This window comes from Halobaculum rarum, assembly GCF_040025155.1.
Taxonomy (GTDB): domain Archaea; phylum Halobacteriota; class Halobacteria; order Halobacteriales; family Haloferacaceae; genus Halobaculum; species Halobaculum rarum.
On the sequence record NZ_CP157275.1, the window covers coordinates 124,772 to 151,414 of the forward strand.

The window sequence follows — 26,643 nt, forward strand, 5'->3', positions numbered from 1 at the left end:
CCTGCTGACGGCGGCTGCGGGTTTCATGCTCATCTCGGTCGTGGTGCTGTACCGCGCGGTGAAGGGCCCGACGATGCAGGACCGCGTCATCGCGGTGAACGTCGTCGGCTCGAACACGGTGGTGGTCGCGGCGCTGATCGCGGCCGCGACCGACACGCCGGGTGCGCTCGATATCGCGCTCGTGTACGCGCTGCTCAACTTCCTGATGAGCATCGCGATCTCGAAGTTCACCGTCGAGCGCGGGGGGGTGCTGTAGATGGTGACCGTCACCGAAGCGGTCGTGATCGCGCTGCTGTTCGGCGGTCTCTTCTTCGCGTTCGTCGCCGCCGTCGGCCTGCTCCGGCTGCCGGACCTGTACACCCGGGCCCACAGCGCCTCCAAGAGCGACACGCTCGGGGCGGTGCTCACGCTCGGGGCGGCCGCGCTCGCGCTCGATACGGGCGTCGACACGCTCAAGCTCGCGTTTCTGATCGTCTTCATGTTCATCACGAATCCGACCGCCGCCCACGCGATCGCGCGGGCGGCCGCAGACCAGGGCATCGAACCGTGGACCGCGGACGACGCCGAATCCGACGGACCTGCTGACGGCGATCCGGTCGACGGCGACCCGGCAGACGGGGACCCGGACGGCGCCGTCGCGGACGGGGGTGACCGCCGGTGACGCCCGTCGAGTGGACGGTGCTCGCGTTCGTCCTCGGGAGCGCGCTCGCGACGGCGCTGCTTCGCGACGTGCTCGCGTCGATCATCGCGTTCGCGGCGTATAGCCTCGGGATCGCCGTCATCTGGCTGCTGTTGCGCGCGCCGGACGTCGGGCTGACCGAGGCCGCCGTCGGCGCAGGCGTAACGACGGTGCTGTTCCTGTTAACGATCGCCAAGACCGTCAGACCCGCCAGCGACGACCTGTTCGTCGACGTCGACCTCACGGCGGCCGGCGTCTCCGCGCTGCTCGTAGCCGCGCTGGCGACGACGCTGGCGGCGCTGCCGCCGGTCGGCTCCTCGTCGACCCCGGTGGCGACCTCGCGGGTAACGAACTACTACCTCGAGAACACCTACACCGAGACCGGGGTCGAGAACGCCGTGACGGCGGTGCTTGCGGCCTACCGCGGGTTCGACACCCTCGGCGAGGCGGTCGTCGTGTTCGCCGCGCTCATCGGACTGCTGGTCGTGCTCGATCGGGAGGTGCTGGCATGAGTTCCTCGTCCACCGGCGACGGCGACGACCAGTTCACCGTCGCGAACGGTCCCGATCGACCGTACGTCGAGAGCCCGATCATCATGGCAACCGTCCGTATCGTCGCGCCGTTCGTGTTCACGCTCGGCGCGTTCGTGATGTTCCACGGCGCCGACTCCGCGGGAGGCGGCTTCCAGGGCGGCGTCATCGTCGGGACCGCGATCTTGATGATCGCGATCGCCTTCGGCGTCGGGCCGACCCGCGACTGGCTCTCCGCGTCGATGATCACGGTGCTCGTAGTCTTCGGCGTCGCGCTGTTCATGGGGATCGGCCTCGCCGCGGTCGCCTCCGGCGGCGCGTTCCTCGAATACACGGCCATTCCGGTGGCCCACTCCAGCAAGTACGGCATCGAACTGGTCGAGGTCGGGATCGGGGTCATCGTTTCCGTGACCGTCGTCGGGCTGTTCTTCGCGCTGGCGGCCGGCCACTCGAACGAGGACGACGAGGAGGTGGAGGAGTGATCGACGCGCTCGTCGACCGGGCGTACTTCGTCGTCGCGTTCCTGTTGCTCGGGATCGGCGTCCACATGGTGATCGGGGATCGAAACCTCGTCAAGAAGGTGATCGGGATGAACGTCTTCCAGTCGGGGATCTTCCTGTTCCTCATCGCCTCGGCGTACGTGACCGGCGCGTCCGCGCCGCTGTTGTCGGAGCCGGGGCCGTACGTGAGCCCGCTGCCGCACGTGCTCATCCTGACTGCCATCGTCGTCGGGGTGAGCCTCACCGCGGTGGCCCTGGGGCTCATCGTGCGAATCTACGGGGAGTACGGAACGCTCCGTGCGGACTTGATCGCGGAGGTGAACGACAATGAGTGACCTTCCGGCGCTGCTCGTCGTGCTCCCGATCCTCGGGGCGCTCGTGTCGCTGCTCGCGGGGATTCGGTGGAACCGCTCCGGGTGGTACGTCGCGGCGGCGACGCTTTCGGTGCAGGTCGCCGGCGCGGTCGCGTTCGCCGCTGACGGGCTCTCGGGTGCCCCCGGGAGCTACGCCGTCGGGGACTTCACGATCCCGTACGGGATCGAACTCCTCGTCGACGGGCTGTCGGCGACGATGGTCGTGCTGGTGGCGGTCGTCTCGCTCGGCGTGCTCGCGTACGCGCGTCACGCCGGGCCGCGCTCGAACCAGTTCTACTCGACGTATCTGCTGCTCGTCACCGGGCTCACCGGGATGTCCGTCACCGGCGACGCGTTCAACATGTACGTCTTCCTTGAGATCACCGGGCTGACCGCCTACGCGCTCGTCGCCAGCGGCGAGGGCGGCCGATCGGCGGTGGCCGGGCTGAAGTACCTCCTCGTGGGGACGTTCGGCGCCTCGCTGTACCTGCTGGGCGTCGGCTACGCGTACGTCGCCACGGGGACGCTGAACATGGCCGACCTGTCGAACGAGATCGCCGCCGTCGGCTACGCGTCGCCGCTCGTGCGGGCGTCGTTCGCGTTCGTCGTCGTCGGCCTGTTCGTCAAGGTCGCGATGTTCCCGCTGCACACCTGGCAGCCGGAGGCGTACGCCGGCGCGCCCGACTCGGTGAGCGCGCTCATCGCCTCGCTCGTGTCGACGGTGAGCGCCTACGCCCTCGTCCGGATCGTCCTCACGGTGTTCACGCCGGAATTCCTCGACGCGGTGGCGTTCGCGCGCCCGCTGCTAGCGGCGACGGCCGCCGTCAGCATCGTCGTCGGGAGCGGGCTCGCGGTCGCGCAGACGGAGATCAAGCGGATGCTCGCGTACTCCTCGGTGTCGCAGTTCGGGATCGTCGTCGCCGCGCTGTCGGTGACGAACGCGACGGCGCTGGTCGGACTGGCGGTCCACCTCGTGGGCCACGCGGTGATGAAGGGCGGGCTGTTCCTCGCGGCCGGGGTGGTCGCCACCGGCGTCGGCGGCCGCTCCGTCGCCGACTTCGACGGGCTCGGGTCGCGGATGCCCGTTGCGGCGGCCGCGTTCGGCGTGCTCACGCTCGGTATGGTGGGTGTGCCGCCGGCGATCGGCTTCTTCGGAAAGTGGTACATCGTCGTCGGCACGCTGGAGGCGGGCGCGTGGGGGCTCGCGGTCGTCATCCTCCTGTCGACGCTGTTGACGCTCGCGTACTTCGCGCGCCTGCTCGAACGGATGTTCTTCCGCGAAACGCCCGCCGGGGACGAGACCGGCCCGGCCGACGCCGCCGTGGCTGACGGCGGCGACTCCTCGGCCGACCGCGGCGTCTCGCTGGGAATGGTCGCCGCCGTCGTCGCGGCGGCACTGCTCGCCGTCGGCCTCGGGGCGGCCGTTCCGGCGTACGAGTCCGCGCTCGCCCCGACCGTCGAGGTGCTCCTCTCATGACCGATATCACGTCACTCAGACCGCTCGCGGCCGTGCTCGTCTCCGCCGTCGCCATCGCACCGATCCTGCTGTCCGGGAGCCGACCGAACGTCCGCGAGTCATGGACCGCGGTCGCGGCGCTCGGCAAGTTCGGGATCGTCGCCAGCATGGTTCCCGGCGTGCTCGCCGGCGACACGTACGTCACCGACCTGGGGTCGTTCCTCCCGGGCGCCCGCTTCGCGCTGGAGGCGGACGCGCTGGGCGTCCTCTTCGCGCTGTTGGCGAGCTTCCTGTGGATCGTCACCAGCAGCTACAGTATCGGCTACATGCGCGGGCTCGATGAACACGGCCAGACCCGCTACTTCGCCGCCTTCGCCGCCAGCGTCTCGGCGGCGGTGGGCGTCGCGTTCGCGTCGAACCTGCTGGTGATCTTCGTCTTCTACGAACTGCTCACCGTCGCGACGTACCCGCTCGTCGCCCACGACGAGACCGACGAGGCGCGCTCGGCCGCGCGGAAGTACCTCGCGTACACCTTCGGCGGCGGCGTGGCCGTCCTCGCCGGGACCGCGCTCGTCTACTGGCTCACCGGAACCGTCGCGTTCACCCCCGGGGGGATCGAGGGGCTCGCCTCCGCGGACCCGCTGTTCGCCCGGTTGGCGTTCGCGCTGCTCGCGTCCGGGTTCGGTGTGAAGGCCGCGCTGATGCCGCTGCACTCGTGGCTGCCCGACGCGATGGTCGCGCCGACGCCCGTCTCCGCGCTGTTGCACGCGGTGGCGGTCGTCAAAAGCGGCGTCTTCGGCATCGCGCGCATCGTTCTCGACGTATTCGGGCCGGAGACGGTCGGGGACCTCGGGATGGGACTCCCGCTCGCGGCGGTCGCCGCGTTCACGCTCGTGGTCGCCTCGGTCATCGCGCTCAGGCAGGACAACCTCAAGCGCCGGCTCGCCTTCTCGACGGTGAGCCAGCTGTCGTACATCGTGCTCGGGCTGGCGGTGCTGGCGCCCACGTCGCTGGTGGGCGGCCTGCTGCACATCCCGGCCCACGGGTTCATGAAGATCACCCTGTTCTTCGCCGCCGGCGCGCTCCACGTCGAGACCCACACCGACGACATCTCCGACATGGCCGGCATCGGGAGACGGATGCCGCTGACGATGGCGGCGTTCGCCGTCGCGGCCGCCGGGATGGCCGGTATCCCGCTGGTCGCCGGCTTCGTGAGCAAGTACTTCCTGCTCATCGGGTCGATCTCGGCGGGCCAGACGCTGTTCGCGGTCGCGCTGCTCGTCTCGGGGGTGATGAACATCGGCTACTTCTGGCCGGTCGTCTACACCGCGTTCTTCGAATCGCCCGAGGAGACCGACGAGAAGCCGCTCATCGGGGGACCGCTCGGTGGCCGGCTGTCGTGGGGTCGCGCGGCCGTCGCCGATCCTGATGCCGACGCCGACACCGACGCGGTCGCGGACGGCGGCGACGACGTGACCGACCGTGACGACACTGACGAACCCAACCGGGGTACCGTCGACGCGCACGGGCACGACGATGACCACGGTCCCGACGACGCCCACGGTCACACTGACGCCCACGGCCACGGCGCCGGCCACGCGGGCGGCTGGGAGCGCCGCAAGTGGACCGGCGGAGAGTCGACGTGGTTCATCCTCGCGCCGATCCTCGTCACCGCCCTCGGCTCGATCGTGCTCGGGATCGTTCCCGACGGCGCGGTGTTCCTCAGGATCGTCCGCCTGATCGTCACGGGCGCGACGGGGGTGAGCGTCTGATGGTGACGGTCGAGCCCCTGATCCCGCCGTTCCTGTTCGTGCTGGCGGCCGCGCTCGTCGTCCCGCTGCTGGGCCGTCGCGCGGGGCACGCGCTGGGCGTGCTCGCGACGGCGGCGGTCGTCCCGTACGTGTGGCTCGTGCCCGGCGGCGAGCACCTCCCGACGCTGCTGTTCGGCTTCGACGCCGTCCTGTTCAACGTCGACGGCTTCTCGCGGCTGATGGGCGTCATCTTCGGCTTCATCGGCGCGATCGCGGTGCTGTACTCGTGGGCCAGCGGCGCCGACGGGCGCCAGACCGCCTTCGCGCTGGGCTACGTCGGCACGAGCCTCGGCGCCGTCTTCGCCGGCGACTGGCTCACGCTGATCCTCTTCTGGGAGCTGATGGCCGTCACCAGCACGCTGCTGGTGTGGCACTACGGCGGCCGCGCGGTGCGGGCGGGCTTCCGGTACGCCCTGCTGCACGGCGTCGGGGGCACGCTCCTGCTGGGGGCGATCGTCTGGCACTACGTGGCGGCGGGGACGTTCCTGTTCACCGGCGACGGGCTCGCGGGCGTCGTCGCCCCCGTGCTCGCCGCGGTGGGCATCGGCGTCAACGTCGGCTTCATCGGGCTGCACGCGTGGCTGCCGGACACGTACCCCCGGCCGCACATCGCCGCCAGCGTGTTCCTGTGCGTGTACACGACGAAGACCGGCGTGTACGGGATGTTCCGCGCGTTCCCCGAGGGGGAGATCGCGGTGGCGTACATGGGTGCGCTGATGGCCGTCTTCGGCGCCGGGATGGCGCTGTTGCAAGGGGACATGCGCCGGCTGCTCTCGTATCACATCCAGTCGCAGGTCGGATACATGGTCGCCGGCGTCGGGCTCGGGGGCGCGCTCGCGACCGCCGGCGCCTTCGGCCACGTGTTCAACCACATCCTCTACAAGAGCCTGCTGTTCATGACCGTCGGCGTCGTCATCTACCGCACCGGCGAGGAACACCTCGAGAACTTGGGCGGCCTCTGGCGGCACCTCCCGCTCACCGCCGCCGCGTTCCTGATCGCGGCGCTGTCGATCGCCGGCTTCCCAGGGTTCAACGGCTTCGTCTCGAAGGGGATGGTGCTCGGGGCGGCACACAAGAAGCACTACGACGTTATCTGGTACCTACTGCTGGCGGGGGGCGTCGGCACGTTCCTCTCGTTCATCAAGCTGGGCTACTACGTGTTCCTCCACGGCGAGTACGACGGCGACGTGCGACCGGCGAACGTCGGCCAGAAGGTCGCCATGGTCGCCGTGGCGGTGCCGTGCGTCGTGCTCGGCGTCTACCCGCCCGCGCTGTTCACGGTGCTGCCCGACACGGGTAGCTACGAGTACACGACGTACACCGTCAGCCACGTCGAGGAGGGGCTGATCCTCGCGGCGCTCGGCGTGATCGGCTTCGTGATCTTGAAGAAGCCGCTCTCGAAGGTCGGTCGCGTGCCCGACGTGGACGCGATCTACAACCGTGTGGGCTTTTACGGCACCCGCGCGCTCGTCGTCGGCGTAACCGAGCTGTACGCGGCCGTCGACCGGGCGGTCGTCGCCGGATCGAGTGCCGTCGCGGGGGTCGTCCGGGATCCGGAGGGAACGCTCGACCGGATCGACGCGGTCGGCGTGATCGCCGGCGACGACGCGTTGACCAACGGGGCACGCGAGCGGACCGAGGTCGACCTCCGCGCCGGGTTCGGGACGAGCGTCCTGTTGGTCGTGTTGTTGGTCATCGTCGCGCTACTGTTGCTCGTCTGACCGCGCCGAATCCGTCCGGGCGATGCCCGGACGGATTGTGCGGGCCCTGTTCTTGCTGTGTTCGCCAGCGCGATCGATAGCCGGTTGGCGGGATCTCCGCCCGGACCGACGTCGTGGCCTCGCGGACTGCTGTGGATCGACACAGATGACGCGGATCGACGCGGATCGACGACCTGCCCCGCCACGGTTACCGTCATCTGGACGGGTCAGGACACCTCGCGAAGATTAGTGGTATCCAATTCGTTGCTATTCGAGTATTAACCTGCTACATTCGGTCTATAACAAACCACAGCTGGCGTCCACCGGGAAGCGATGGCAGCGCGGCGGCGACGACCGCCGATCGCGTTACGGCCGACAGCGGCTCCACCAAGACAGATGAACCTCGCTTCCCTCATCCCACAATACAGTACAGAATCGACAACGCACGACCGGGCCGTCTCGCCCGTCATCGCAGTGATCTTGATGATCGCGATCACGGTCGTCCTCGCGGCGGTCGTCGGGTCGTTCGCGCTCGGGCTCGGCGACGAGATCAGACAGGTCACGCCGACCGCGAGCTTCGACTTCGAGTACGCCGAGACCGGCGACGGGACGTACGCGGTCACCGCGACCCACCAGGGCGGCGTCGCCGTCTCGTCGTCGAACGCGCAGTCGCTCATGTTGACGGCCGAATCCGGTCAGTCGACGGAGTTCGGGTTGCCCGTCGCCGCCGGCACGTCCGCCACGTTGGACGGGGACGACACGGTTCCGCCGGACACGACGGTGCGCGTGATCTGGACCGCCGCCGACGGCGACAGCTCGCAGGCACTCGCGACGGGGACGACGCCGCCGTAGCGACCGAACCATGCCGCTGTAGGACGACTATGCCGCCGTAGCGACCCGGCTGACGGAGTCGGCCGGACCCCCGCGTGATCGGACGCTCGTGACCCGAATGCCGCGTGACCGGGCGTGCGTCACCGTACCGCGGGATGCATACTCGACCACTGCCGGGATCCGCCGCGCTTTTCACCTCGCTAGCGGTACCGGCGACATGGACCGCCTGCGCCAGTCCCTGCTGGAGGCGCCGATCATCGAGAAAGGCGAGTACCAATACTTCGTCCACCCGATCAGCGACGGCGTTCCGATGCTGGAGCCCGAGCTCCTCCGGGAGATCGTCATCCGGATCATCCGGAAGGCCCAGATCGAGGACGTCGACAAGATCGTCACCCCCGCCGCGATGGGGATCCACATCTCCACCGCCCTGTCGCTGATGACCGACATCCCGCTGGTCGTCATCCGCAAGCGCGAGTACGGCCTCGACGGCGAGGTCGCGCTCCAGCAGGAGACGGGCTACTCCGAGGGCGAGATGTACATCAACGACGTGTTCGAGGGCGACCGCGTACTCGTGCTCGACGACGTGCTCTCGACGGGCGGCACGATGAAGGGCATCCTCGACGCGCTCACCCACATCGGCGCGGACGTGGTCGACGTGGTCGCGGTGATCAAGAAGGCCGGCCCGAACAAGCTCGACGACACCGACTACTCGGTGAAGACGCTGATCAACGTCACCGTCGAGGACGGCGAGGTCGTCGTCGTCGACGAGGACGGCGACGGCTGAGGCGGCCGGCTCCCGCGTGTTTTTCACGCCGGCGCGCTCAGAGACAGGCATGGTCTCGACTCGCTTTCTCGGCGTGATCTCCACGGCGATGCTCGTGGTCGGCGCCCTCTCGATCGGACAGGCGTTGCACCTCTCTGTCGTCACCGGCGAGGTCGGCGTGACCTCGACGCCGGTGGTCGTGTACAGCGTCGCCGGCGTCGTCGCGCTCGCGATCGGCTACCGCGCGCGGAAACCGATCGCCGAGGAGTACGGGCTCACCAGCGACGCCCGCGAACGCGGCGAACACGAGCGGTCGCGCCGCGACCGCGCTTCCTCCGCCTCGACGGGGTCGACGGGGACCCGCTCCGAGGCGGACGCGGACGCCGAGGAAGCCGCCGCCGACGGCTCGCAGTTCGACCCTGCGATGAGTCCACTCGGCGACGCCGAACCCGGGGACGCCGAACGCGACCGACGCGACGGCGGCGACGAACGCGGCGATCGATAGCGACCCTGCGGCCTGACGGCCCCACTTCGACCCGTCCTATGCCACTGCGTAACGGGGGAATTAAGACCCGCGAATCCGCTATCAGCACATACGAATGTCCGTGAGCAATCGTGTCCCCGACACCCTCAAAGGTCCGCTCGGCGCCGCCTCGCTCGGCGTGATGCTCGTCGGGCTCGTTGTGGGGTACATCTTCACCATGCTTGGGATCACGCTCGTTCTGGGTCTGAACGGGATCGAGGGCATCTCCGACATGGAGGCCCTGATCGTGGTCGCAACCGGACTCGCGTGTATCGTCGCCGGCTACCTCGGCTGGAAGGGATTCATGGGGTTCGCGTACTGAGATGCAGTACGATATCCGCGAACACCCGCAGGCACCGCCGGTCGAGGAACTGCGCGAGTTCACGATGGTACCGGTCTCCCGCGAGGAGATCCTGTCGCGACGCGAGGAAGGCGCGACCCTGAACGAGGTGAACCTCCGCGAAGCGCGCGACGACGTGCACATCGAACTGGAGCCGGACCCGACCGAGCGCGGCAGCTACGACGATATCGGCACCGCCCTCTACCGCCTTGTGCAGTTGTTGGGCACGCCGAACGTCCCGGGATACGACGCCGGCGACGACCTATCGGAGCGAACGGACACGACGTTCAAGTACCTGATTCGCGTGATCAACGACTCCGACGCCGACGAGCGTACCCTCCCCGACGAGTGGTTGATCACCGTGTACGACTACCACGTCGAGTTAGGCGTCGGGATCGCCGCATGGGACGACGACGCGACCGACGCCGGCGAGTACGACGATGCCGTCGAGATCGTCTCGATGGCGCTGGCGACGAACGTCGTCACCGAGCCCCTCCAGTGTGTGTACGAGGACAAGTGGTTCTGAGAACGGTCGCGGCCGCGCCGTAGGCCGCCCTTCGACGTTCAGTTCTCCCGTCTCGCTTCTTTGAGTCCGGCGCCCGCATCGGCGGGCGACCGGACTTTCACCGTCCGGTCGTGTAGTGCATCACCGCGAACACGCCGGCCACCCCCGCGACGAGCAGCCCCGCGAACGCGAGGACGACCGTCGACTCGTCGTAGAGGCCGACCCAGTAGCCGGCGTACGCGAGCGTCACGAACGCGGGCACCGACAGGAGGAAAAACAGCGACGAGAGATACGACGCCAGCGTCGGGTCGTTGCCGTCGTTGGCGTAGGTCCCGCGCTCGCGCACCGACTTCTCCTCGGTCGGGATCTCCTTCGGCATGACTCTCCGTATCCGTCACCGACTCAAAGACTTGTCGTCGCCCGACGCCCGCACTCAGGCGGTCGCGCCGTCGTAGACGATCGCGATGAGATAGCCGAACAGCAGCAGGGGGACCTGCCCGAACACCAGCAGGGTGATCACGTCGCGAAGTTCCGGCAGCAGCGCGATCCCGCCGAGCGTCCCGATGTCCAGCAGGAGGTACGGGGCGACCGCAGCAGCCGCCGTCAGTGTGGCGCCGGCGACGACCGCGACCGACAGCGCGAGCACGCTCGTTTTGAGGTTCTGGCACAGTAGCTTCACCAGCACGCCCGCCGCGAACACGAGCGATCCCATGACGGTGTCGCCGGCCCATCCGGGCGCGAGCGACCCCTGCCACAGCGTGTACGTCGCCATCGCGGCCGAAAGCCCCGTGAGCAGCCCGACCGCGAGCGCCGAGGCGAGTCGCTCGCGGCGCGACCCGTAGGAGGCACGGGCGGGGTGCGTCAGCGCCGACCACAGTCCGGAGGTGCACTCAGACATTCGCCTCGAAGCTCCGATCGCGGACGGTCACGGCGAACGTGCCGGACGTCACCGCGCGCCCGGAGTCGATCGCCGACTGCGCCTGTTCGACGGTGTCGGGGGGAACCGACGCGGTGAGCGTCACCGTCGTCGTCGCGCCGGCGGACACCGTCGCGTCCCTGTCGCCGGCGAGCCGCTCGCTTCGCGGTACTGTCAACGCCTCGCCCGCCGCGGGGTCGCCGTCGTACACGACCAGCGAGCCGGCACGGAACCGCGCGTCGACGCTCGTCGGGTTCCGCACCTCCATGGTCACCCGCAGCTGCGGGTCGTCGCCGTCGACGAGCTCGTAGTCGGTGGGCTGGAACGCGATGGTGTCGCGCTGTTGCCACGCCAGCTGCGCGCTCGCCGTCGCGACGAACGCGGCGGCGCTGAGGACGAGCACGACGGCGAGACCGGCGAGGAGGGCGCGCTGGGTTCGCGAGGACCGAACCACCCGTCAATCCTCCGCGGGGGCCGCGTTGAGCCCGCCGTCGGAGCCGCCGATCGCTCCGGCGTCCCCGTCGTCATCCCCGTATCGGTGACACGCGACCTTGCGCGTGCCCGACGGGAGCGGTCGGGGCTCACGGGACGCACACGGCGTCGTGATGACGTCATCGAGCGCCGAAACGGCGGCTTCCGCCTCGCCATCGAGCAGTGCCTCGGCGGACTCATCGAGCGCGGTCCGAGCGTCCGACGGGAGATCGAGCGACGACACGTCGACCCGGTGTCCGCCGGTTTCGATCTCCGTCTCCGAGCGGTACTCCTCCGGTACGTCCAGTGTCAGCCCCTGCTCGATGATCGACTTCACCGGATCGCCGTCGTCGCTCGCGGCCTCGGCGTCGAGGTCCCCGCGTTCGACTTTCAGTCTGAACTGGTAGGCCCGTCGGAACGCCTCCTGACTGCCGCCCCAGCCGTCCGGCGGGATGATGTGGGCACATCGCGGGTGGTACTGACAGCCGCTCGGCGGGTTGCGCGGCGAGGGAACCTCGCCGGTCGCGTTCGCACGCCGCCGGTCGTCGCCCAACTCCACGTCCGGAACCGCGTCGAACAGCGCCTCCGTATACGGGTGCTTGGGGTCGTCGATGACGTCGTCGGTGGGGCCCTGTTCGACCATGTTGCCGAGGTACATGATCCCGGCGCGGTCGCACATGTAGCGGATGAGCGAGAGGTCGTGGCTGATGAACAGGTAGGTGAGGTCGTACTCGTCCTGCAGGTCCTGCATCAGGTTCAACACGCCCGCGCGGATGGACACGTCCAGCATCGACACCGGCTCGTCGCAGACGATGAAGTCCGGGTCGACGACGAGCGCCCGCGCGATCGCGACGCGCTGACGCTCGCCGCCGGACAACTCGTCGGGGAACGCGTCGAGGTACACCTCGGCGGGCCCCAATCCGACGTCCTCGAGCACCCGCTTCACGCGTGCGCGTCGCTCGTCGTACCCGTCGACCATTTCGTTGATCTTGAGCGGCTCGGAGACGGTGTCGTACACCGTCATCCGCGGGTTGAGCGACTCGAAGGGATCTTGAAAGATCATCTGGACCCGCTTGCGGAACTCGCGTTCGTCCTCGCGGGTCATGCCGGTGATCTCCTCGCCGTCGAAGCGGATCGTCCCCTCCGTCGGCTCGTACAGCTTCACCAGCAGCTTCCCGAGGGTCGTCTTCCCGCAGCCCGACTCGCCGGCGATGCCGACGGTGTCGCCCGGATAGATATCGAGCGACACGCCGTCGACGGCGCGGACCGGCTGCGGCTCGCGGCCCAGGACGGTGTCGACGATGCCCTGTGACTGGTCGAAGTGCTTCCGCAGCCCCTCGAGCTCTACTAACGGTTCTCGATCGTCTGATCGGTCCATGTGGATTCGTTGAGTGCGTCGGTTCGGAGCTGTTCGAGGTCGTCGATACGGTAGCAGGCCGTTCCGTGTGCTCGCCGGTCGGTCACCTCGACCGACCGACCGTCCGCGTCCGCGGCGGCGACGTCGTACATCGGCGGGTGTGCGGCGTGGCACTCCTCGACGGCGAACGGACACCGTTCACGGAAGCGACAGCCCTCGTCGGGGTCCCGTAGCGTCGGCGGCGTGCCGGGGATGGAGACGAGGTCCTGGTCTTTCGAGGTGATCGTCGGGAAGGAGTTCTTCAGTCCGAGCGTGTACGGGTTCGCCGTCTCACTGAAGATGTCCTCGGTGCGTCCCGACTCCATGACCTTCCCGCCGTACATCACGGCCATCCGGTCGCAGATCTCCGCCATCACCGAGATGTCGTGGCTGATGACGAGGATCGAGACGCCGAACTCCTCCTGGAGCGCCTCCAACTCCTCGAGGATCCGGTCTTGAATGATCACGTCGAGCGCGGTCGTCGGCTCGTCGGCGATCAGCAGGTCGGGGCTACATGCCATCGCCATCGCGATAACCGCCCGTTGTTTCATCCCGCCGGAGAACTGGTGGGCGTAGTCGTCCGCCCGGTCCGGCTCGATTCCGACCCGCTCGAGCAGGTCGCGCGCCCGTTCGTGTGCCTCCTCGGCGGTCGTCTCCGGTTCGTGTCTGAGGATCGCCTCGACGATCTGGTCGCCGACCTTGTACACCGGGTTGAGCGCGTTCATCGCCGACTGCGGGATGATCGCGATGTCGCGCCAGCGGATGTCGCGGATCTGTTTGCTGTTGAGCTGCGCCAGATCCGTCTTTCCGTCGGCGCGAACCGGCTTGTCCGGGTCGTCGATGACCGACTGTTTCGGGTCGCCGTTCTCGTCGGCCCACTGGGGAAGCGTCGTTTCGAACCACACCTCCCCGTCCTCGATGTACCCGTTGTCGTCGAGCAGGTGGACGAGGCTCTTCGCCAAGGTCGTCTTTCCGCAGCCGGACTCGCCGACGAGCCCGTAGGTCTCCCCGGGCTCGACCGAGAAGTTCACGTCGTCGCTGGCGTGAACCGACGAGCCGTCGTCGACCGCGTATCGGATCGAGAGGTCGTTTACTTCGAGTAGTGTCATTGAATATCAGATCACCGCTGCGGGTTGGTCACGTCCTCCATCGAGAAGCCGATGAAGTAGAACGATGCGGCCATCAACATCAGCGCGATACCCGGCGGCAGCAGCCACCACCAGGCGTCGAAGATGTACCCCTGCGATTTGATGTTCTCGAGCATGATCCCCCAGGAGTTGGCGGTGAAGTCCGCCAGTCCGAGGTATGCCAAGGACGCCTGCGCGATGACCGCGCCAGCGGCGTCCTGCGCGAGGAACACGAACGAGATGGGGAGGACGTTCGGCATGATGTGTCGGAAGATGATCCGCGTGTCCGAGGCTCCGGCGACCTTCGCGGACTCGACGTACGACCGCTCCTTCAGCGAGAGCGTCTCCCCGCGGATCGTGATGCAGTTGTTGAGCCAGGAGGTGACCGCGATGCCGATGATGATGTTCGTCGTCGTGATCCCCCGGATGGCGACGAGCACGATGAGGAACGGCAGGAACGGCAGGCCGTACATGACGTCGACGAACCGCTGGATCGCCTCGTCGATCCACGTGTCGCCGTAGAACCCGGAGATCAGCCCCAGCGGTACGCCGACGAGGCTGGATAGCAGGCCGGCGGCCAGCCCGATGTACATGGCGTTGCTCGCCGAGTAGATCACCAGCGAGAGGATGCCGTTCCCGTTCGCGTTCGTCCCCAGCGGGGCGAAGAACGGATCGCCGAACGCCGGCGGATGCGGGAGCGAACGGACCTGCTCGGCCGTGAGGCGGCTTTGGATGGGCGGTTCGCCGAGGAACGCGATCCAATCGGGCGAATGCGGCGCGAAGACGCCCGGAATCACCGCCCATAGGCTGAACACCGCGAGGATGACGAGCCCGAGGACCCCGATGTTGTGCTCGGTGTATCTGCTCCACCCCCGCTTGAGTCGCTCGAGTCGCGGCTCCCAGCGCCGCGTGTACGATTCGCCGTCGGTGTCGGTGTCTCCTTGTCCGGTTGCCATTATTCACCCTCCCCGAACTTGATCCGGGGGTCGAGGTACGTGTACACCACGTCGGTGAGCAGCCGCATGATGACGACCAGTACGGCCAACAGGAAGAACGTGGCCTGCGCGACCGGGAAGTCGCGGTTGAGCACCGACGTGACGATGATCTGCCCCATGCCCGGCCAGTTGAACACGTTCTCGATGATGATCGAGCCGTCGATGAGGAACGCCAGTCCGACGACCGCGCCGGTCGCGACCGGGATGAGCGCGTTGCGTGCGGCGTGTTTGATCATCACTGTCCGCTCCGAGAGGCCCTTCGCACGCGCGAGGAACACGTAGCCCTCGTCGGTGACTTGGTTCATCGTCGGGCGCATGATGAGCATGGACCCCACCCAGCCGATGAACGTGAGGCTCATGATCGGCAGCGCGATGTGATACAGCACGTCGCGCATCACGGTGAAGGCGGTCCACTGGAACTCGGGGAACTGGGTGAACATGTACGCGCTCGGCAACCACCCGAGCTCGTAGTTAAACACCCAGATGAACAGCCACGAGATCCAGAAGCTGGGCATCGAGTACAGCAGCAGCGAGGTGCTGAAGATGGACTTGTCCTTCTTCGACCCGCGCCACCACCCGAGGTACATCCCGACCAGCGGGCCGATGATGAAGCCGATCAGGAACGTCGAGCCGAACAGCACCATCGTACGCGGCATCCGCCGGATCATCAGGTCCGCGACGGGGGCGTTGTACGTCGGCGACCGGCCGAAGTTGCCGGTCTGGTAGTTGATCATGAAGTCGAGATACTGTCTCCACAGCGGTTCGTTCAGTCCCCACGTCTCCCGGATCCGTTCGATCTGTTCTGAGGTCATCCCGGAGCTTATCATGCTCGTGATAAACGAGCCCGGCATGCTCCGCAGGAGGACGAACAGCAGCGACATGATCACGAGGAGCGTCAGGTACGAAACGACGATCCGCTTTGCGAGGTATTTTCCACTGATTCTGGTCATGCGTTTTGTGGGACCGTTGCGCGTACTACGTTGTCACGAAGGCGGCCGTTTGAACCTGTTGAATCGTCCGATACCCGACGGGCGACGCCGTCAGGGACCCCGACCCGACCCGATCGCAAGCGGGCGATGAGGGGTGCCCGACGTCGCGCGTCAGTCGGACGCGACAGTCGTGTTTCGAGTGCGTTACTCGCTCTGGTGGATCTGCATGATCTGCGTTCCGAGGTACGTCGAGCCCGGACCCGGAATGTTCTCGAGCGCACCCGACCACTCGGTCGAGATCGGCCACTTCGGCACGCCGTAGTCAACGATCATCGTCGGGAAGTCGAGGTAGATACGCTCGACTGCCTGGCGGGAGATCTGATTGCGCTCTTCTGCGTCGAGGGTGGTGCGCGCCTCGTCGATGAGGTCGTCTGCGCCGGCGTCGTCGAACACTCCGTACCCCATCGCGTTGTTGAGCAGCGTCGAGGTGTTCTCGTCGTCGCCCTCCGTCTCCGCGACCGAGTGGTCGTCGGCGTTGTCGGAGTGGAACAGGCTGTACAGCGTGTTCGTCGCGAACGGCGAGAGGTTCACCCAGCCCATGCTGAACGCGTCGTAGCTCTCCTCGCCGTACGCCCGCGTGACGCGGGTGTTGAACGAGACGACCTCCCGGTCGATCGGGATCCCGATCTGCTGGAGCGAGGAGATCCAGTCCTGGATCATCTGGGCCGACTGGGGTGCCTCCTGTGCCGGAGACATCAGCATCGTGAGCGGGCCGTCGTTGATCGAGGTGATCGTCTCGCCGTTGACGCGGATCTCCTGGTCGGGTTCCTGGTCGGAGTTGGCGAGTACCTCGGACTCGACGGGGCCCCAGCTGTAGTCGTGCTTGGCCTCCGTCTGGGCCGCGGTGACGCCGGTGAGGCTGCCGGGGTACTCCTGCCCGACGAACGTTCCCTCCTCGCCCGTGATCATCTGGCCCTCAGTGAGGAACGCGCGGATGTTCTCCACGTCCGGGACACTCGGGCTCGACTGGCGGAACGAGAACGCCTGCGTCGACGGTCCATCGAGCAGTTCCTGGTCCGACCCGGTCTCCGGGCGGACAGCCGTGTAGCCGGGCGGCATCACGAAGTCGCCCTCCTGGGCGTAGCCGCGCTGGAGCTGCTGGGTCCACAGGACGTCGTCGAACGCGAACCCGAGCACCTGCCGGAACGGCAGGTCGTCGAGCGGCGTGTTGCGGAGGTTGAACGAGTAGTGGCCGTAGCCGGTGTCGAAGCCGTCGAGCAGGTTGATGTTCTCGTTGTCCTGTGCGTCCTGGATCCGCGAGGTGCGGACCGCCTCGTACAACGAGTCGATGTCGCCCTCGAACAACGCCTGGTGGAGCGCCGACTGCGAGGAGTACACGCGGATCCGCATGGCGTCGATGAAGGGACCGCCCGGGATGACGCCGGGGACCTCCTCGCGCCAACTCAGATCCGCGAGGTTGTATTCGCCCTCGCGCTCGGCGAAAGAGATCTCGACGGACGTGTCGGGGTCGTACTGGGTGACGACGGCCGCACCGAGTCCCACGGGACCGAAGTCGGTGTCGGCCGGTTCGTAAGTGTTGTAGTCGTCGACGTCCTCCCAGCGGTGCTGGGGGAGGATCGGGAGACCGAGCTGGTCGTACGCGAACGTCCCGTTCGGCTGGTTCAGCGTCATCACGCAGTCCCAGTCGCCGTCGTGCTCCTCGACGCTGACGATGGGGTTGAGGGACGCGGCGTAGCCGCCGGGGTTCTGATCCATCAGGTAGTTGTACGAGAAGATCACGTCGTCGACGGTGAACTCCTCCCCGTCGTTCCAGGTGAGCCCGTCCGTGCGGACGTCGAAGTACACCTCGACGTTCGGCTGGTCGGTATCGCCGGTCTCGTCGAGCACCTCGTAGTCCCAGTCGGTGAAGACGTTGGGGTGCATCTCGAAGTTGACCGGGTCGATCGCCGCGCCGGACTCGTAGATCCGGTCGGTGATGACGCCGACGTACGCGGAGGAACTCGCCAGCACGTTGAGGGTGTTGGGCGAGGTCCCCATTCCGAAGCTGAAGATCCCGCCGGTCGGGATGTCGTCCGCGCTCTGCTGGTTCTCGGTCGGCGTCTGATCCGGCGTCGGAGTCGAATCGTCGCCGGAGGTTTCGGTGTCGTCGCCGCCGTTGCCTGAGCAACCGGCGAGACTAGCCGAGACCGCCGCGACGCCTGTTCCTTGGAGGAATCGACGCCGGGTGGATCCGGACTGGTTGTCTGACATACGAACGTTCGTTATAGAATACCGAACTTAAGCATGTGGGATCCTCGCATATCGGAACAGATCACTGAAATAAGTATTTCAGCTACTTACCTTGCTGTTCTCACATGTTTGTGGCGTATGGTTTACGAACGTCGACTAGTTTCCCGGATCGTTCGACGTTCGGGACCTCGCGAAAACAGCCGGAAACGAAAGAAGGATTTATTATAGTTTCAGCGACACGCTCGTCAGGCATCGGGTCGAGTGAGACCCTCACTCGCCGCGCATGAGGGCTCGCGCGCGCATCCCGAAGTACATCGCGAGGGTGACCGCGGCCATCGCGCCCGAGAGGTAGGTCGTCTCGGGCGTCGAGGCTCGCCCCATGCTCGCCAGTTCCATGCCGAGGAGCGCCCACGCGGCAGCGGTCGCGAATCCCAGCGCCATCACCGCGTAGCCGGCGCTTTCTCGCTCAGTCGCGTGGAGGTACACCCCCACTGTCAGCACGACGCCGCCGAGGAGGGCCAGCACCGTCCGGGTACCCACTGCCATTGAGTCCTGTTGTCGGGGGACCGGGATAAGCGACCCGGGAGCGGCCGGTCGGACCGCCGCGGGAGGTCGGGGTGCCGCGGGAGGCCGGCTCGTTCACCGACGCCGGTTCCGCCGACGACACGTTTTCCGGCGCCCGGGCCCACCGTTTGAGCGCATGAGCGACACCACGGCGCTGTTCGTCGTCAGCGAGGAAGGGTACTGGGCCGAGGAGTGTATCGAACCGCTCACGACGCTCGACGCCGCCGGCGTCGACGTGACCGTGGCGACGCCCTCCGGATCGCCGCCGGTCGTGGACGAGCGTTCGCTCGATCCCGAGGACGTGGGCGAGGAGACGGTCGAGCGCTACCGTGAGGTTCACGAAACCGACGACCGACTCCGCGACCCCGAGCCGGTGGCCGCCGTCGAGGCAGCCGACTACGACGCCGTCGTGTTCCCCGGCGGTCACGGCACCGTCTGGGACGTGAACCAGGACCGCCACGCCCGGACCGCGCTCCGGGAGACGGTCGCCGGCGACGACGGTGTCGCGCTGGTCGTCTGTCACGCCGTCGGGATCCTCGGGTTCACCCGAACCTCGGACGGGGAATTCCTCGTCGACGGCCGCGACGTGACCGGCTTCCCGAACGAGTGGGAGGAGGGGATCGTCGACGAGTACGACCGCATCGAGGGACGCAAGCTTCCCTACTGGGTCGAGGACGAGGTCATCGCGGCCGGTGGGAACTTCGACGCCGAACTCGACGACGACACGTCCGTCACCGTCGACGGCGACCTGATCACCGCCCGCGGGCCCGGATCGTCGAGCGAGGCGGCGGAGACACTTCTCGCGGAACTGGACGTCGAGGCGACCGCATAGCAGTCGCTGCTTCCGCTCGTCGTCAGGCGGACTCGATCACGAACTGTGGCTCCTCGACGCTTTCTCCCTTGCACGAGGGACACCGCGAGGGGACGTTCACCGGCTCGTCGAAGTCGTCAAAGCCACAGTCGCGACACGTCGGCGGCGCGACCAGGAACTGCTCGCCGTCGGGCAGCGACTGCGCGACGTGGTTCAAATGGTCGTACACGACGGAGCGAGGCACGTCGAATTCGGCGGCGAGCGCGCTGCCGGAACACGCCCGCTCGCGTAACGTCTCGGCGATCCGCTCTCGGGTCGTCCGCTCGGGCATATCGGCCGTAGGTCGCCGGCGCAGGAATCGGTTTCGGGCGACCGCGTCCGGCCCGCCCCCGTCGAGAACCTGTCGAACCAGTGGGACGAGAGAGGAAAAGCCCTTGTCGGTCCGGCGTAACCGTGGTCGCATGAAGGCAGTTGTGCTCGCAGGCGGATACGCGACGAGGCTCTGGCCGATCACGCGTCATCGGCCGAAGATGCTGCTTCCGGTCGGTGACGGCACCGTCATCGACGAGATATTCGGCGATCTCGAGGCCGACGACCGGGTCGACGAGGTGTTCGTCTCCACGAACGAGCGCTTCGCCGGGGAGTTCGAGACGTATCTCGCGGGCACCGACTTCGAGAAGCCGACCGTCTCCGTCGAGGACACCAGCGCCGAATCCGAGAAGTTCGGCGTGGTCGGCGCGCTGGCGCAGCTGATCGACCGCGAGAACGTGGACGACGACCTCGTCGTCGTCGCCGGCGACAACCTCATCTCCTTCGACGTCTCCGAGTTCGTCGACTTCTTCGCCGAGAAGGGAACGCCGGCGCTGGCGGCCTACGATGTGGGCTCTCGCGAGCGCGCCAAGAGCTACGGGCTGGTCCAACTCGACGGTGACCGCGTTATCGACTTCCAGGAGAAACCCGAGGACCCCAAGAGCACGCTCGTGTCTATCGCCTGCTACGCGTTCCCCCAGGAGACGCTCCCGGACTTCGAGGAGTACCTCTCGGACGGCAACAACCCTGACGAGCCCGGCTGGTTCATCCAGTGGCTCCAGTCGCGCCAGCCCGTCCACGCGTTCACCTTCGAGGAGGCGTGGTTCGATATCGGCACCCCAGAGAGCTACCTCGACGCCGTCTCGTGGTACCTCGACGGCGAGTCGGTCGTCCATCCGGACGCGACCGTCGAGAACTCCGAGATCGGCGAGAACGTGTACGTCCTCGCGGGCGCGGAGATCGTCGACTCCTCGCTGGAGTCGTCGGTCGTCTTCGAAAACGCGATCGTCCGCGACGCCGACGTGCGCCGCAGTATCATCGACGAGGAGACCGTCATCGACGGCCTCGACCTCTCGGGGGCGCTCATCGGCGCCCACTCGCGGCTGACGAACGAGGAGGACTGACCCGACGCGGGACGGGTAATATCGGCCCGTCGTGAGTCCCTCGGCTCGCTTCTCTCGTCTCGCGGCGGCGTTACTCCACGAGCCGGGCGTCCGTCACCCGGATCCGCCCACGTGTGCCGTCCCATTCCGTGTCGTACTCCAGTTCGATCCGCCGGTCCATGTGCGGCCCGTCGGTGACGAACGTCTCGAACTCGCCGCCCTCGCCGAGCAGGTGCACGCCGTACTCGTCGTTGAGCCGCTCCAGCTCCGCGAGCGCCTCGCGATCGATGGTGCGACCGAGCCACGACTCGTCGAGCCCCGCGGCCGCGACCTGGATGATCCGGATCTCGAACCCCGCATCGAGCATCTCCTCGGCGAGCGTCCGCGGATCGCGCTGCCACAGCGGCGCGAACAGATCGATCCCCAGACGGCCGCACATCGCCTCGATCCGGCTCGTCTGGAACTCCGACTCGACGGCGCCAGCGGTGACGCCCGCGAGCGGCAGCTCGTTCGCGAGGTCGGTCAGCGCCGCCTCCATCGGCTCCAGCTCGCTGTCGCCCTGGGCGCCAGAATCGGTCGTCTCGTCGGCGCCGAAGTCCTCGGGTTCCACCTCGATGAGCGGGACCCCGATGCTCTCGGCAGCCAGCGCGGCCAGCCGGGTCTCGGGGACGTGGTACATGTACGAGTCGCCCGCGGGATGTACGGTTAGGAGACGCTCGACCGGGAATCCGCGCTCCAGCGCCCGGTACACCGCCCACGATGAGTCCTTTCCGCCGGAGAACAGCCCGACGTAGGCGCCGGTGTCCGGGGTGTCCGGGGCGGCCGTGCCTGCGTCGCCGTCAGCGTCGTCGCTCATACCCGCCGTAGGCGCCGGCCCGGTGTTACCGTGACGGTTCGTCCGGGGTGGTTCAGTCGGCTGGGATGGTTCGGTCGGCCGGGCCGGTTTTCCCCCGGCGGCGCGTATTCCGCCGTCATGGACCGACACCGCGTCCCGCCGATGAGCGGAGCGGCGTTCGAGGTCGACGCCGGCGCGACGTTCGCGGTCGTCACCCCCGAGCCGCGGCAGGTGGCCGACCTGGTCGCGTACGACCGCGAGGACCCCGCGGTCCACTTCGAGCAGTCGTACACGCGAGACCTGAACGGGACGGTTCGGCCGACGACCGGCGACGTCCTCGTCGCGACGGACGGCGACCCCCTGGCGACGATCACGGCGGACGACTGCGGCGTCCACGACATCATGTTCGGTCCCTGCACGGGGTGGATGCTCACGGACCGTCCGACCGCCGACGGCCGGCAGGACGAGCCGGGCGGCTGCCGCGAGAACCTCTCGCTGGCGCTGTCCGCCTACGGGCTCGACGTCCGCGTCCCCGACACGCTGAACCTGTTCCAGGCGTCGACCGTCGCTGAGGACGGCGCGTTCGACGTCGCCGAGAGCGTCGCTGCGGCCGGCGACGCGGTGACGTTCCGGGCGGACCGCGACGCCGTCGTCGCCGTCTCAGCCTGCTCGGCGAAGGGGGTCGCGAGCGGGACGACGCTCACCCCGATCGACCTCCGCGTGCCGCCGGGGACGGACGTCGCGATCGCGTCCGTCCACGACGACCCCCCGGGCGACGGAGACGGGAGCCCGCGGTAGCCACGTCCGCCCCCGAACACGCCATCGTGGGAACCCGCGCGGGGCTATTTAGCCTCGGACCGCACCGATCGATCAGATGAGTACCATCCGGACGAGGGCCGACATCGAGGCGGCGATCGAGGACGGCTCCCTCCCCGACTGGGAGGCGCGCCGCTATCGCTCGTTCGACCGGACGATGACGGACGAAGAGTCCCCATATCCCTGTTACTTCGCTGTCGACGCCCACGAGGCGGGCGACCTCCGCTACCTGTTCGCCCCGCCGGTCGAGACCGAGGCCGGCGGGGCGGCCGTCGCGGACGGGCTCGCCGACTACCTCGCGGCGGCCCCCGACATCGCGGATCTCACCGCGCTGGCGGTGTTCTTCGAGCCGTCCGACGGGGCCGACGCGACGGTCCCGGAGGTCCGCGCGGACGTGTGGGGGCTGCTCCGCTATCTCCGCCAGCACGACCCCGAACCGTGGCCCCAGGACGTCCCCGCGGACCCCGCAGATCCGGAGTGGGAGTTCTGCTTCGCCGGCGAGCCGATGTTCCTCGTCGCTCGCGCGCCCGCGTACGAGCGGCGACACAGCAGGTACACCCCCCACGGCATCGAGCTGACCGTCCAGCCGCGGTGGGTGTTCGACGACTTCGGCGGCGACACCCCGGCCGGGAGGGCGGCGCGCGAGCGGATACGCGAGCGGCTCTCGGCGTACGACGACGTGCCGGTCAGCCCCGAGGTCGGCGACTACGCCGACGAGGACAGCCGCGAGTGGAAGCAGTACGTCCTCCCGGACGGCGACGAGCCCCACCCGGACGAGTTCCCCGTCGACGGGTGGACAACGGACCCCTGACCGGCCGGCGGCGCCGCCAGTGGGGTGAGTCGACGGTGTCCTGGGCGAGGGACGAAAAAAACGGGTGTTCGGGCGGCGTGACGACGCGGTCGGTGCGGGCTAGCGTACCGTCGTCACATGTAGCCGAGGTCGCGCAGGCGCTCCATCAGGTCCTCCTTGTCCTGGGCGCGGCCGGCGCGCTCGGTCGTGTTCTCCATGTCCTGCAGCCAGGCGGGCTCCTCGGCGGACTTGTCCGTCGAGATCTCCGAGCCCAGCGAGCGGAAGCCCGCGAAGTACTTCGGCGAGACCGGGATGTCCTCGATCTCGATTCCCTCCGGCAGGTCGTCGAATCCCTGCGGGACGTAGCCGTCCTCGGGGTAGCCCTCGACGGTCTCGGGAACCACGAAGTACCAGAAGGCGTCCCACACGTCCGCCTCCTTGAACTGCAGGATCGGCTGGATGCGGTCGTGGGGCGGGTAGATGTCCGGGTCGTGGCGCGGCGAGAAGAACGTCTCGTCGGCGCGTGCCTCCTGCTCGTCCCAGCGGATGCCCGAGATGATGCCGTCGATCTCCTCGGACTCCAGCGTGTCGTTGAGCGCGACCGTCTTCAGCAGGTGGTTGCCGACGTACGTGTCGAGCAGGAACGGGAACGTCTCCTCCTCGTACTCGAGGATGTTGCGGATGTGGTGCTGGTTGTGCTCGGAGAGCGCGTCGACGGGGATGTCGTCGCCCGGCTCCAGGTCGTTCTCCTCGACGTAGTCGCCCACGTCCGTGTTGCGGGCCCAGACGACCTCCAGGTCCCACTCGTCGGCCCAGTGGCGGACGAAGTCCATCAGCTCGTCGAAGTGCTGGTAGTGGTCGATGAACACCGTCACCGGCAGTTCCAGCTCGTCGTGTTTCTCGACGACCTCCTTCACGAAGTACAGCGTGAGCGTCGAGTCCTTCCCGCCGGTCCACATCACCGCGGGGTTCTCGTACTCGCGCAGGCCCGTCTCGACGACCTCCAGGGCCTTCTCGAGCTTGTGCTCGATGCTCGGATAGTCGCCGGGCTCCTCGCCCTCGCCGTCCGTGTAGTCCACGTCCAGATAGTCCGGGAACTGCTGCTGTGAGTTGGCCATGCCTGGTAATGAAATATAATTAGACGACTAAAGTTCTTGTGACCGTAACCGTCGGTCGGAACCGTCGGGTCGGCGTTATCGGACGGCTATCCTGATGCACGAATCGTTTTCCGGAGACACACGACGAGTCTGTCGACGCGTGTCGGCGGCCGCGACGCCGGTCCCGTGGTGGGTCGACGATCGCGCCGGCGACCGGACCGGCGGTCCGCGCTCGGATCAGCTAATGAACTTATTGTCCCGCCACTCGACGCCGCCCTTCTCGGCGTCGCGGTTCGGGGTTTCGACGACCTCGACGCTGGCGGGGCGCTCCTCGCCCTCGACGATGCGGTGCGCGCGGAGTTCGCTGTCGACCTCGGTGATGGCCGTGAGCGTTCCCTTCTCCGACAGCAGCGCGATCTCACGGAGCACGAGGAACATCGGGTACTGGAGCGCGGTGTTCTGCAACACCGTCTCGCGGTCGCCCTTGAAACAGGCGAACTCGACGAGTTCGGAGGGGATCTCTTCTTCCTCCTCTTGCATCCAGCCGCCGCCGGTGCGCGGCGGCTCCTCCTCGTACACACGCGTCTCGGAGACGCTCGCTTTCAGCTGCGCGGTCGGGGTGTACTTCCCGATCGATTCGTCGTTCGATACCGCCTTCAGGATCAGCGTGTTGTTCCGGCGTGTGATGTCGACGTCCTCGACGCCCTCCGGGAGTTCCGGGTCGGACGCGAAGTGGTCCTGCAGGTCTTCCAGTGGCAGTTCGAGCGTCGAGTGAAGTCGGTATACGCGGCCTGACATGTGTGGGGATGGGGGTGGGTTGCGACGAGGAAGCGCCGCGGCGTCCCGCGGTCGCCGTCCGTACGACCCTACTCGCCGGTATCTACGCACCCGAGGCGTAAAACACCTGTCCCCGGCCGCCGCCATCCCGGTTCTCCCAGCCACTCGCCGGTTCACCGCGTCTACGCGTCGACTCCGAGAGTTTCGGCCAGTTCACCACGCTCGTCCAATTCGGCGAGGATGTCGCTGCCGCCGACGAACTCGCCGTCCACGTACGTCTGCGGGATCGTCTCCCACCCGCCCACCTCCTCCAGCGCCGCTCGGTACTCCGGCAGGGCCGGGAGCACGTCGACCGTCTCGAACTCCTCGACGTGCTGGGAGATGAGCCCGAGCGCACGCTTCGAGTAGCCGCACTGGGGCATGAGTCGGTTCCCCTTCATGAACAGCACCACCTCGTTCTCCGAGAGCACCTCCTCGACGCGCTCTGCCGCCTCCTCGGCCGTCAGCTCGCTTTCGGGTTGGAATGCCATACGAGAGCCTAGGCGACTCCGGTTGATAGACGTTGTGACGGGAGCGGGTTGGGCGGACCGGTCGAGCGGATCGGGCGGACCGATCGGCTTCTACCCGGCGTACGCGTACCACCCGAACACCACGGTGACGGGGAGGGTCATGAGCACGAGGATCACGACGAGCGGCCGGACATCCGGCGGCGCGATCACGTAGACGCCCCCGGCGAGCACGAGCGATCCGGCACCCATCACCGCGGCCGTCGCCTTGACCGCTGTCGGCGCACCGTCACGTTCCCCACCGGAGGACCGAGTGCACGGCGCAATCACTGGTTCGGCGACGGCGAACGCGTCCCGCGAGAACGTCGGCAACCGATGAGCCCCCGCATGTCCGGCGTAGTACCGGACGAACACGACCACGCGGTCGCCGATCTCGACCGGGCGGATCGACTTGATCGACTCCACTGGGAGTTCGCTGTCGACGTACTCGACCGTCCCCGTACTGGTGTCGACCGTGCCCCTCCCGGAGACGACAGCCGCGACGACGAGCAACGCGAGCCCGGCGGCGACCAGCACACCCGAGAACCACACCCCGTCGAGAACGAGAACCCCCGCGACGTGGAGGAGTCCGCCCCCGATCAGCGCGACGGCGACGCCGCCGCGTCCGAATCGGGAGCCGAACCCGGCGTCGGGGAGCGCACGTATCGCGGCGAACACCGCGCGATTCACGGCGATCGCGACGATGACCAGCGCCGCGGCGGCGACGAGTGGAACGATGTCGCCGCCGATCGCCGCGCCGGCGACGATCACGACGCTCCCGAGCAGTGGACCGACGAGGACGCCCGCGATCAGCCCGATCGCAGCAAGCACAAGTCCACCGGTACCGCGGTCCTCGCGCGCCGAGAGATCCCACGTGACGATCTGGTCGTCCTCCGAACCGGGGGTGGAGGGCACCGACTC

The 26,643-nt window shown here is 67.7% G+C and carries 32 protein-coding genes; 17 read left to right on the top strand and 15 right to left on the bottom strand.

Features of this window, described 5'->3' with window-relative positions; translation table 11 throughout:
* Positions 1–25: 25 nt before the first annotated feature.
* The 13 genes from ABJD39_RS00695 (at position 26) to ABJD39_RS00755 (ending at position 10,012) form a co-directional block, all read left to right on the top strand.
* Positions 26–256: a monovalent cation/H+ antiporter complex subunit F gene (locus ABJD39_RS00695; RefSeq protein WP_222917787.1), complete on the top strand. Its 231-nt coding sequence runs from the start codon at positions 26–28 to the stop codon at positions 254–256.
* Between the two features lie 3 nt (positions 257–259).
* On the top strand, positions 260–661 hold the full coding sequence (gene mnhG, locus ABJD39_RS00700) for a monovalent cation/H(+) antiporter subunit G (protein WP_431357890.1): 402 nt from the start codon (positions 260–262) through the stop codon (positions 659–661).
* The gene (locus ABJD39_RS00705; RefSeq protein ID WP_348610791.1) at positions 658–1,191 is read left to right on the top strand and encodes a DUF4040 domain-containing protein; all 534 of its coding nucleotides are present in this window, start codon (positions 658–660) and stop codon (positions 1,189–1,191) included. Before mnhG ends, ABJD39_RS00705 begins: the two co-directional genes overlap by 4 nt.
* Positions 1,188–1,691, top strand: coding sequence for an MnhB domain-containing protein (locus tag ABJD39_RS00710; protein WP_348610794.1), 504 nt, complete (start codon positions 1,188–1,190; stop codon positions 1,689–1,691). Before ABJD39_RS00705 ends, ABJD39_RS00710 begins: the two co-directional genes overlap by 4 nt.
* Positions 1,688–2,044, top strand: a complete 357-nt coding sequence (locus tag ABJD39_RS00715; protein WP_348610797.1) for a cation:proton antiporter subunit C — start codon at positions 1,688–1,690, stop codon at positions 2,042–2,044. The genes ABJD39_RS00710 and ABJD39_RS00715 overlap by 4 nt, the downstream gene beginning before the upstream one ends.
* On the top strand, positions 2,037–3,539 hold the full coding sequence (locus tag ABJD39_RS00720; protein WP_348610800.1) for a monovalent cation/H+ antiporter subunit D family protein: 1,503 nt from the start codon (positions 2,037–2,039) through the stop codon (positions 3,537–3,539). The genes ABJD39_RS00715 and ABJD39_RS00720 overlap by 8 nt, the downstream gene beginning before the upstream one ends.
* Positions 3,536–5,290: a proton-conducting transporter membrane subunit gene (locus ABJD39_RS00725; RefSeq protein WP_348610803.1), complete on the top strand. Its 1,755-nt coding sequence runs from the start codon at positions 3,536–3,538 to the stop codon at positions 5,288–5,290. The genes ABJD39_RS00720 and ABJD39_RS00725 overlap by 4 nt, the downstream gene beginning before the upstream one ends.
* A 2-nt stretch (positions 5,291–5,292) precedes the next feature.
* Positions 5,293–7,050, top strand: a complete 1,758-nt coding sequence (locus ABJD39_RS00730; protein ID WP_348613674.1) for a Na(+)/H(+) antiporter subunit D — start codon at positions 5,293–5,295, stop codon at positions 7,048–7,050.
* A 462-nt stretch (positions 7,051–7,512) separates the two neighbouring features.
* Positions 7,513–7,881 (top strand): type IV pilin N-terminal domain-containing protein, encoded by a 369-nt coding sequence (locus tag ABJD39_RS00735; protein ID WP_348613675.1) that lies wholly within the window; start codon positions 7,513–7,515, stop codon positions 7,879–7,881.
* Positions 7,882–8,077: 196 nt separating this feature from the next.
* Positions 8,078–8,644 (top strand): hypoxanthine/guanine phosphoribosyltransferase, encoded by a 567-nt coding sequence (hpt, locus tag ABJD39_RS00740; protein ID WP_348610806.1) that lies wholly within the window; start codon positions 8,078–8,080, stop codon positions 8,642–8,644.
* Between the two features lie 49 nt (positions 8,645–8,693).
* The gene (locus ABJD39_RS00745) at positions 8,694–9,128 is read left to right on the top strand and encodes a hypothetical protein (RefSeq protein WP_348610809.1); all 435 of its coding nucleotides are present in this window, start codon (positions 8,694–8,696) and stop codon (positions 9,126–9,128) included.
* A 94-nt stretch (positions 9,129–9,222) separates the two neighbouring features.
* Positions 9,223–9,468 (top strand): hypothetical protein, encoded by a 246-nt coding sequence (locus ABJD39_RS00750; RefSeq protein ID WP_348610812.1) that lies wholly within the window; start codon positions 9,223–9,225, stop codon positions 9,466–9,468.
* A 1-nt stretch (position 9,469) separates the two neighbouring features.
* Entirely contained in the window at positions 9,470–10,012 is a 543-nt protein-coding gene (locus tag ABJD39_RS00755) for a hypothetical protein (protein ID WP_348610815.1), read from the top strand.
* A 97-nt stretch (positions 10,013–10,109) separates the two neighbouring features.
* Here ABJD39_RS00755 and ABJD39_RS00760 read toward each other — a convergent pair whose 3' ends face one another.
* The 9 genes from ABJD39_RS00760 to ABJD39_RS00800 form a co-directional block, all read right to left on the bottom strand.
* The gene (locus tag ABJD39_RS00760) at positions 10,110–10,370 is read right to left on the bottom strand and encodes a hypothetical protein (protein ID WP_348610818.1); all 261 of its coding nucleotides are present in this window, start codon (positions 10,368–10,370) and stop codon (positions 10,110–10,112) included.
* Between the two features lie 54 nt (positions 10,371–10,424).
* Positions 10,425–10,889 (bottom strand): hypothetical protein, encoded by a 465-nt coding sequence (locus ABJD39_RS00765; protein WP_348610821.1) that lies wholly within the window; start codon positions 10,887–10,889, stop codon positions 10,425–10,427.
* The gene (locus ABJD39_RS00770) at positions 10,882–11,361 is read right to left on the bottom strand and encodes a hypothetical protein (RefSeq protein ID WP_348610824.1); all 480 of its coding nucleotides are present in this window, start codon (positions 11,359–11,361) and stop codon (positions 10,882–10,884) included. Before ABJD39_RS00770 ends, ABJD39_RS00765 begins: the two co-directional genes overlap by 8 nt.
* Positions 11,362–11,364: 3 nt before the next feature.
* Positions 11,365–12,756: an ABC transporter ATP-binding protein gene (locus tag ABJD39_RS00775; protein WP_348610827.1), complete on the bottom strand. Its 1,392-nt coding sequence runs from the start codon at positions 12,754–12,756 to the stop codon at positions 11,365–11,367.
* Positions 12,726–13,883, bottom strand: coding sequence for an ABC transporter ATP-binding protein (locus tag ABJD39_RS00780; RefSeq protein ID WP_348610830.1), 1,158 nt, complete (start codon positions 13,881–13,883; stop codon positions 12,726–12,728). Before ABJD39_RS00780 ends, ABJD39_RS00775 begins: the two co-directional genes overlap by 31 nt.
* 11 nt (positions 13,884–13,894) lie before the next feature.
* Entirely contained in the window at positions 13,895–14,857 is a 963-nt protein-coding gene (locus ABJD39_RS00785) for an ABC transporter permease (protein ID WP_348610833.1), read from the bottom strand.
* The gene (locus ABJD39_RS00790) at positions 14,857–15,846 is read right to left on the bottom strand and encodes an ABC transporter permease (protein ID WP_348610836.1); all 990 of its coding nucleotides are present in this window, start codon (positions 15,844–15,846) and stop codon (positions 14,857–14,859) included. The genes ABJD39_RS00785 and ABJD39_RS00790 overlap by 1 nt, the downstream gene beginning before the upstream one ends.
* Positions 15,847–16,029: 183 nt before the next feature.
* Entirely contained in the window at positions 16,030–18,096 is a 2,067-nt protein-coding gene (locus ABJD39_RS00795) for an ABC transporter substrate-binding protein (protein ID WP_348610839.1), read from the bottom strand.
* A gap of 249 nt (positions 18,097–18,345) precedes the next feature.
* On the bottom strand, positions 18,346–18,621 hold the full coding sequence (locus ABJD39_RS00800; protein ID WP_348610842.1) for a hypothetical protein: 276 nt from the start codon (positions 18,619–18,621) through the stop codon (positions 18,346–18,348).
* A 154-nt stretch (positions 18,622–18,775) separates the two neighbouring features.
* Between ABJD39_RS00800 and ABJD39_RS00805 the strand changes: the two genes are divergently transcribed.
* Entirely contained in the window at positions 18,776–19,471 is a 696-nt protein-coding gene (locus ABJD39_RS00805; RefSeq protein ID WP_348610845.1) for a type 1 glutamine amidotransferase domain-containing protein, read from the top strand.
* Between the two features lie 22 nt (positions 19,472–19,493).
* On the opposite strand, the gene ABJD39_RS00810 is transcribed toward ABJD39_RS00805, so the two are convergent.
* Positions 19,494–19,781, bottom strand: a complete 288-nt coding sequence (locus ABJD39_RS00810; RefSeq protein ID WP_348610847.1) for a transcriptional regulator — start codon at positions 19,779–19,781, stop codon at positions 19,494–19,496.
* A gap of 130 nt (positions 19,782–19,911) precedes the next feature.
* Between ABJD39_RS00810 and ABJD39_RS00815 the strand changes: the two genes are divergently transcribed.
* Positions 19,912–20,883, top strand: a complete 972-nt coding sequence (locus tag ABJD39_RS00815) for an NDP-sugar synthase (protein ID WP_348610849.1) — start codon at positions 19,912–19,914, stop codon at positions 20,881–20,883.
* A gap of 70 nt (positions 20,884–20,953) precedes the next feature.
* Here ABJD39_RS00815 and ABJD39_RS00820 read toward each other — a convergent pair whose 3' ends face one another.
* Entirely contained in the window at positions 20,954–21,718 is a 765-nt protein-coding gene (locus ABJD39_RS00820) for a diphthine--ammonia ligase (protein ID WP_348610852.1), read from the bottom strand.
* Positions 21,719–21,835: 117 nt separating this feature from the next.
* Here ABJD39_RS00820 and ABJD39_RS00825 point away from each other — a divergent pair, with 117 nt between their 5' ends.
* Together ABJD39_RS00825 and ABJD39_RS00830 are read left to right on the top strand one after the other, a co-directional pair.
* Entirely contained in the window at positions 21,836–22,495 is a 660-nt protein-coding gene (locus ABJD39_RS00825; protein WP_348610855.1) for an urea carboxylase-associated family protein, read from the top strand.
* A gap of 76 nt (positions 22,496–22,571) precedes the next feature.
* Positions 22,572–23,324, top strand: a complete 753-nt coding sequence (locus tag ABJD39_RS00830) for a YqcI/YcgG family protein (protein ID WP_348610858.1) — start codon at positions 22,572–22,574, stop codon at positions 23,322–23,324.
* Between the two features lie 113 nt (positions 23,325–23,437).
* Here the strand turns inward: ABJD39_RS00830 and ABJD39_RS00835 are convergent, their stop codons facing one another.
* From ABJD39_RS00835 to ABJD39_RS00850, 4 genes are all read right to left on the bottom strand, one after another.
* The gene (locus ABJD39_RS00835) at positions 23,438–24,421 is read right to left on the bottom strand and encodes a phosphoadenosine phosphosulfate reductase family protein (protein ID WP_348610861.1); all 984 of its coding nucleotides are present in this window, start codon (positions 24,419–24,421) and stop codon (positions 23,438–23,440) included.
* 216 nt (positions 24,422–24,637) lie between these two features.
* The gene (locus ABJD39_RS00840; protein WP_348610864.1) at positions 24,638–25,198 is read right to left on the bottom strand and encodes a DUF7110 family protein; all 561 of its coding nucleotides are present in this window, start codon (positions 25,196–25,198) and stop codon (positions 24,638–24,640) included.
* Positions 25,199–25,359: 161 nt separating this feature from the next.
* A complete protein-coding gene (locus ABJD39_RS00845; protein ID WP_348610868.1) occupies positions 25,360–25,707 on the bottom strand; it encodes a glutaredoxin family protein in 348 nt (115 codons plus the stop codon).
* Positions 25,708–25,797: 90 nt separating this feature from the next.
* Positions 25,798–26,637, bottom strand: a complete 840-nt coding sequence (locus tag ABJD39_RS00850) for a hypothetical protein (RefSeq protein WP_348610871.1) — start codon at positions 26,635–26,637, stop codon at positions 25,798–25,800.
* Between the last annotated feature and the right edge of the window lie 6 nt (positions 26,638–26,643).

What these genes read in the sequence shown, in the direction of transcription:
- ABJD39_RS00835 (WP_348610861.1), bottom strand. Translation starts at nt 24,421, where the DNA reads ATGGCCAACTCACAGCAGCAGTTCCCGGACTATCTGGACGTGGACTAC.
- hpt (WP_348610806.1), top strand. Translation starts at nt 8,078, where the DNA reads ATGGACCGCCTGCGCCAGTCCCTGCTGGAGGCGCCGATCATCGAGAAA.
- ABJD39_RS00735 (WP_348613675.1), top strand. Translation starts at nt 7,513, where the DNA reads ATGATCGCGATCACGGTCGTCCTCGCGGCGGTCGTCGGGTCGTTCGCG.
- ABJD39_RS00750 (WP_348610812.1), top strand. Translation starts at nt 9,223, where the DNA reads ATGTCCGTGAGCAATCGTGTCCCCGACACCCTCAAAGGTCCGCTCGGC.
- ABJD39_RS00775 (WP_348610827.1), bottom strand. Translation starts at nt 12,756, where the DNA reads ATGGACCGATCAGACGATCGAGAACCGTTAGTAGAGCTCGAGGGGCTG.
- ABJD39_RS00805 (WP_348610845.1), top strand. Translation starts at nt 18,776, where the DNA reads ATGAGCGACACCACGGCGCTGTTCGTCGTCAGCGAGGAAGGGTACTGG.
- ABJD39_RS00720 (WP_348610800.1), top strand. Translation starts at nt 2,037, where the DNA reads ATGAGTGACCTTCCGGCGCTGCTCGTCGTGCTCCCGATCCTCGGGGCG.
- ABJD39_RS00695 (WP_222917787.1), top strand. Translation starts at nt 26, where the DNA reads ATGCTCATCTCGGTCGTGGTGCTGTACCGCGCGGTGAAGGGCCCGACG.
- ABJD39_RS00760 (WP_348610818.1), bottom strand. Translation starts at nt 10,370, where the DNA reads ATGCCGAAGGAGATCCCGACCGAGGAGAAGTCGGTGCGCGAGCGCGGG.
- ABJD39_RS00820 (WP_348610852.1), bottom strand. Translation starts at nt 21,718, where the DNA reads ATGAGCGACGACGCTGACGGCGACGCAGGCACGGCCGCCCCGGACACC.
- ABJD39_RS00810 (WP_348610847.1), bottom strand. Translation starts at nt 19,781, where the DNA reads ATGCCCGAGCGGACGACCCGAGAGCGGATCGCCGAGACGTTACGCGAG.
- ABJD39_RS00845 (WP_348610868.1), bottom strand. Translation starts at nt 25,707, where the DNA reads ATGGCATTCCAACCCGAAAGCGAGCTGACGGCCGAGGAGGCGGCAGAG.
- ABJD39_RS00755 (WP_348610815.1), top strand. Translation starts at nt 9,470, where the DNA reads ATGCAGTACGATATCCGCGAACACCCGCAGGCACCGCCGGTCGAGGAA.
- ABJD39_RS00765 (WP_348610821.1), bottom strand. Translation starts at nt 10,889, where the DNA reads ATGTCTGAGTGCACCTCCGGACTGTGGTCGGCGCTGACGCACCCCGCC.
- ABJD39_RS00830 (WP_348610858.1), top strand. Translation starts at nt 22,572, where the DNA reads ATGAGTACCATCCGGACGAGGGCCGACATCGAGGCGGCGATCGAGGAC.
- ABJD39_RS00725 (WP_348610803.1), top strand. Translation starts at nt 3,536, where the DNA reads ATGACCGATATCACGTCACTCAGACCGCTCGCGGCCGTGCTCGTCTCC.
- ABJD39_RS00800 (WP_348610842.1), bottom strand. Translation starts at nt 18,621, where the DNA reads ATGGCAGTGGGTACCCGGACGGTGCTGGCCCTCCTCGGCGGCGTCGTG.
- ABJD39_RS00780 (WP_348610830.1), bottom strand. Translation starts at nt 13,883, where the DNA reads ATGACACTACTCGAAGTAAACGACCTCTCGATCCGATACGCGGTCGAC.
- ABJD39_RS00790 (WP_348610836.1), bottom strand. Translation starts at nt 15,846, where the DNA reads ATGACCAGAATCAGTGGAAAATACCTCGCAAAGCGGATCGTCGTTTCG.
- ABJD39_RS00785 (WP_348610833.1), bottom strand. Translation starts at nt 14,857, where the DNA reads ATGGCAACCGGACAAGGAGACACCGACACCGACGGCGAATCGTACACG.
- ABJD39_RS00795 (WP_348610839.1), bottom strand. Translation starts at nt 18,096, where the DNA reads ATGTCAGACAACCAGTCCGGATCCACCCGGCGTCGATTCCTCCAAGGA.
- ABJD39_RS00745 (WP_348610809.1), top strand. Translation starts at nt 8,694, where the DNA reads ATGGTCTCGACTCGCTTTCTCGGCGTGATCTCCACGGCGATGCTCGTG.
- ABJD39_RS00840 (WP_348610864.1), bottom strand. Translation starts at nt 25,198, where the DNA reads ATGTCAGGCCGCGTATACCGACTTCACTCGACGCTCGAACTGCCACTG.
- ABJD39_RS00710 (WP_348610794.1), top strand. Translation starts at nt 1,188, where the DNA reads ATGAGTTCCTCGTCCACCGGCGACGGCGACGACCAGTTCACCGTCGCG.
- ABJD39_RS00825 (WP_348610855.1), top strand. Translation starts at nt 21,836, where the DNA reads ATGGACCGACACCGCGTCCCGCCGATGAGCGGAGCGGCGTTCGAGGTC.
- ABJD39_RS00815 (WP_348610849.1), top strand. Translation starts at nt 19,912, where the DNA reads ATGAAGGCAGTTGTGCTCGCAGGCGGATACGCGACGAGGCTCTGGCCG.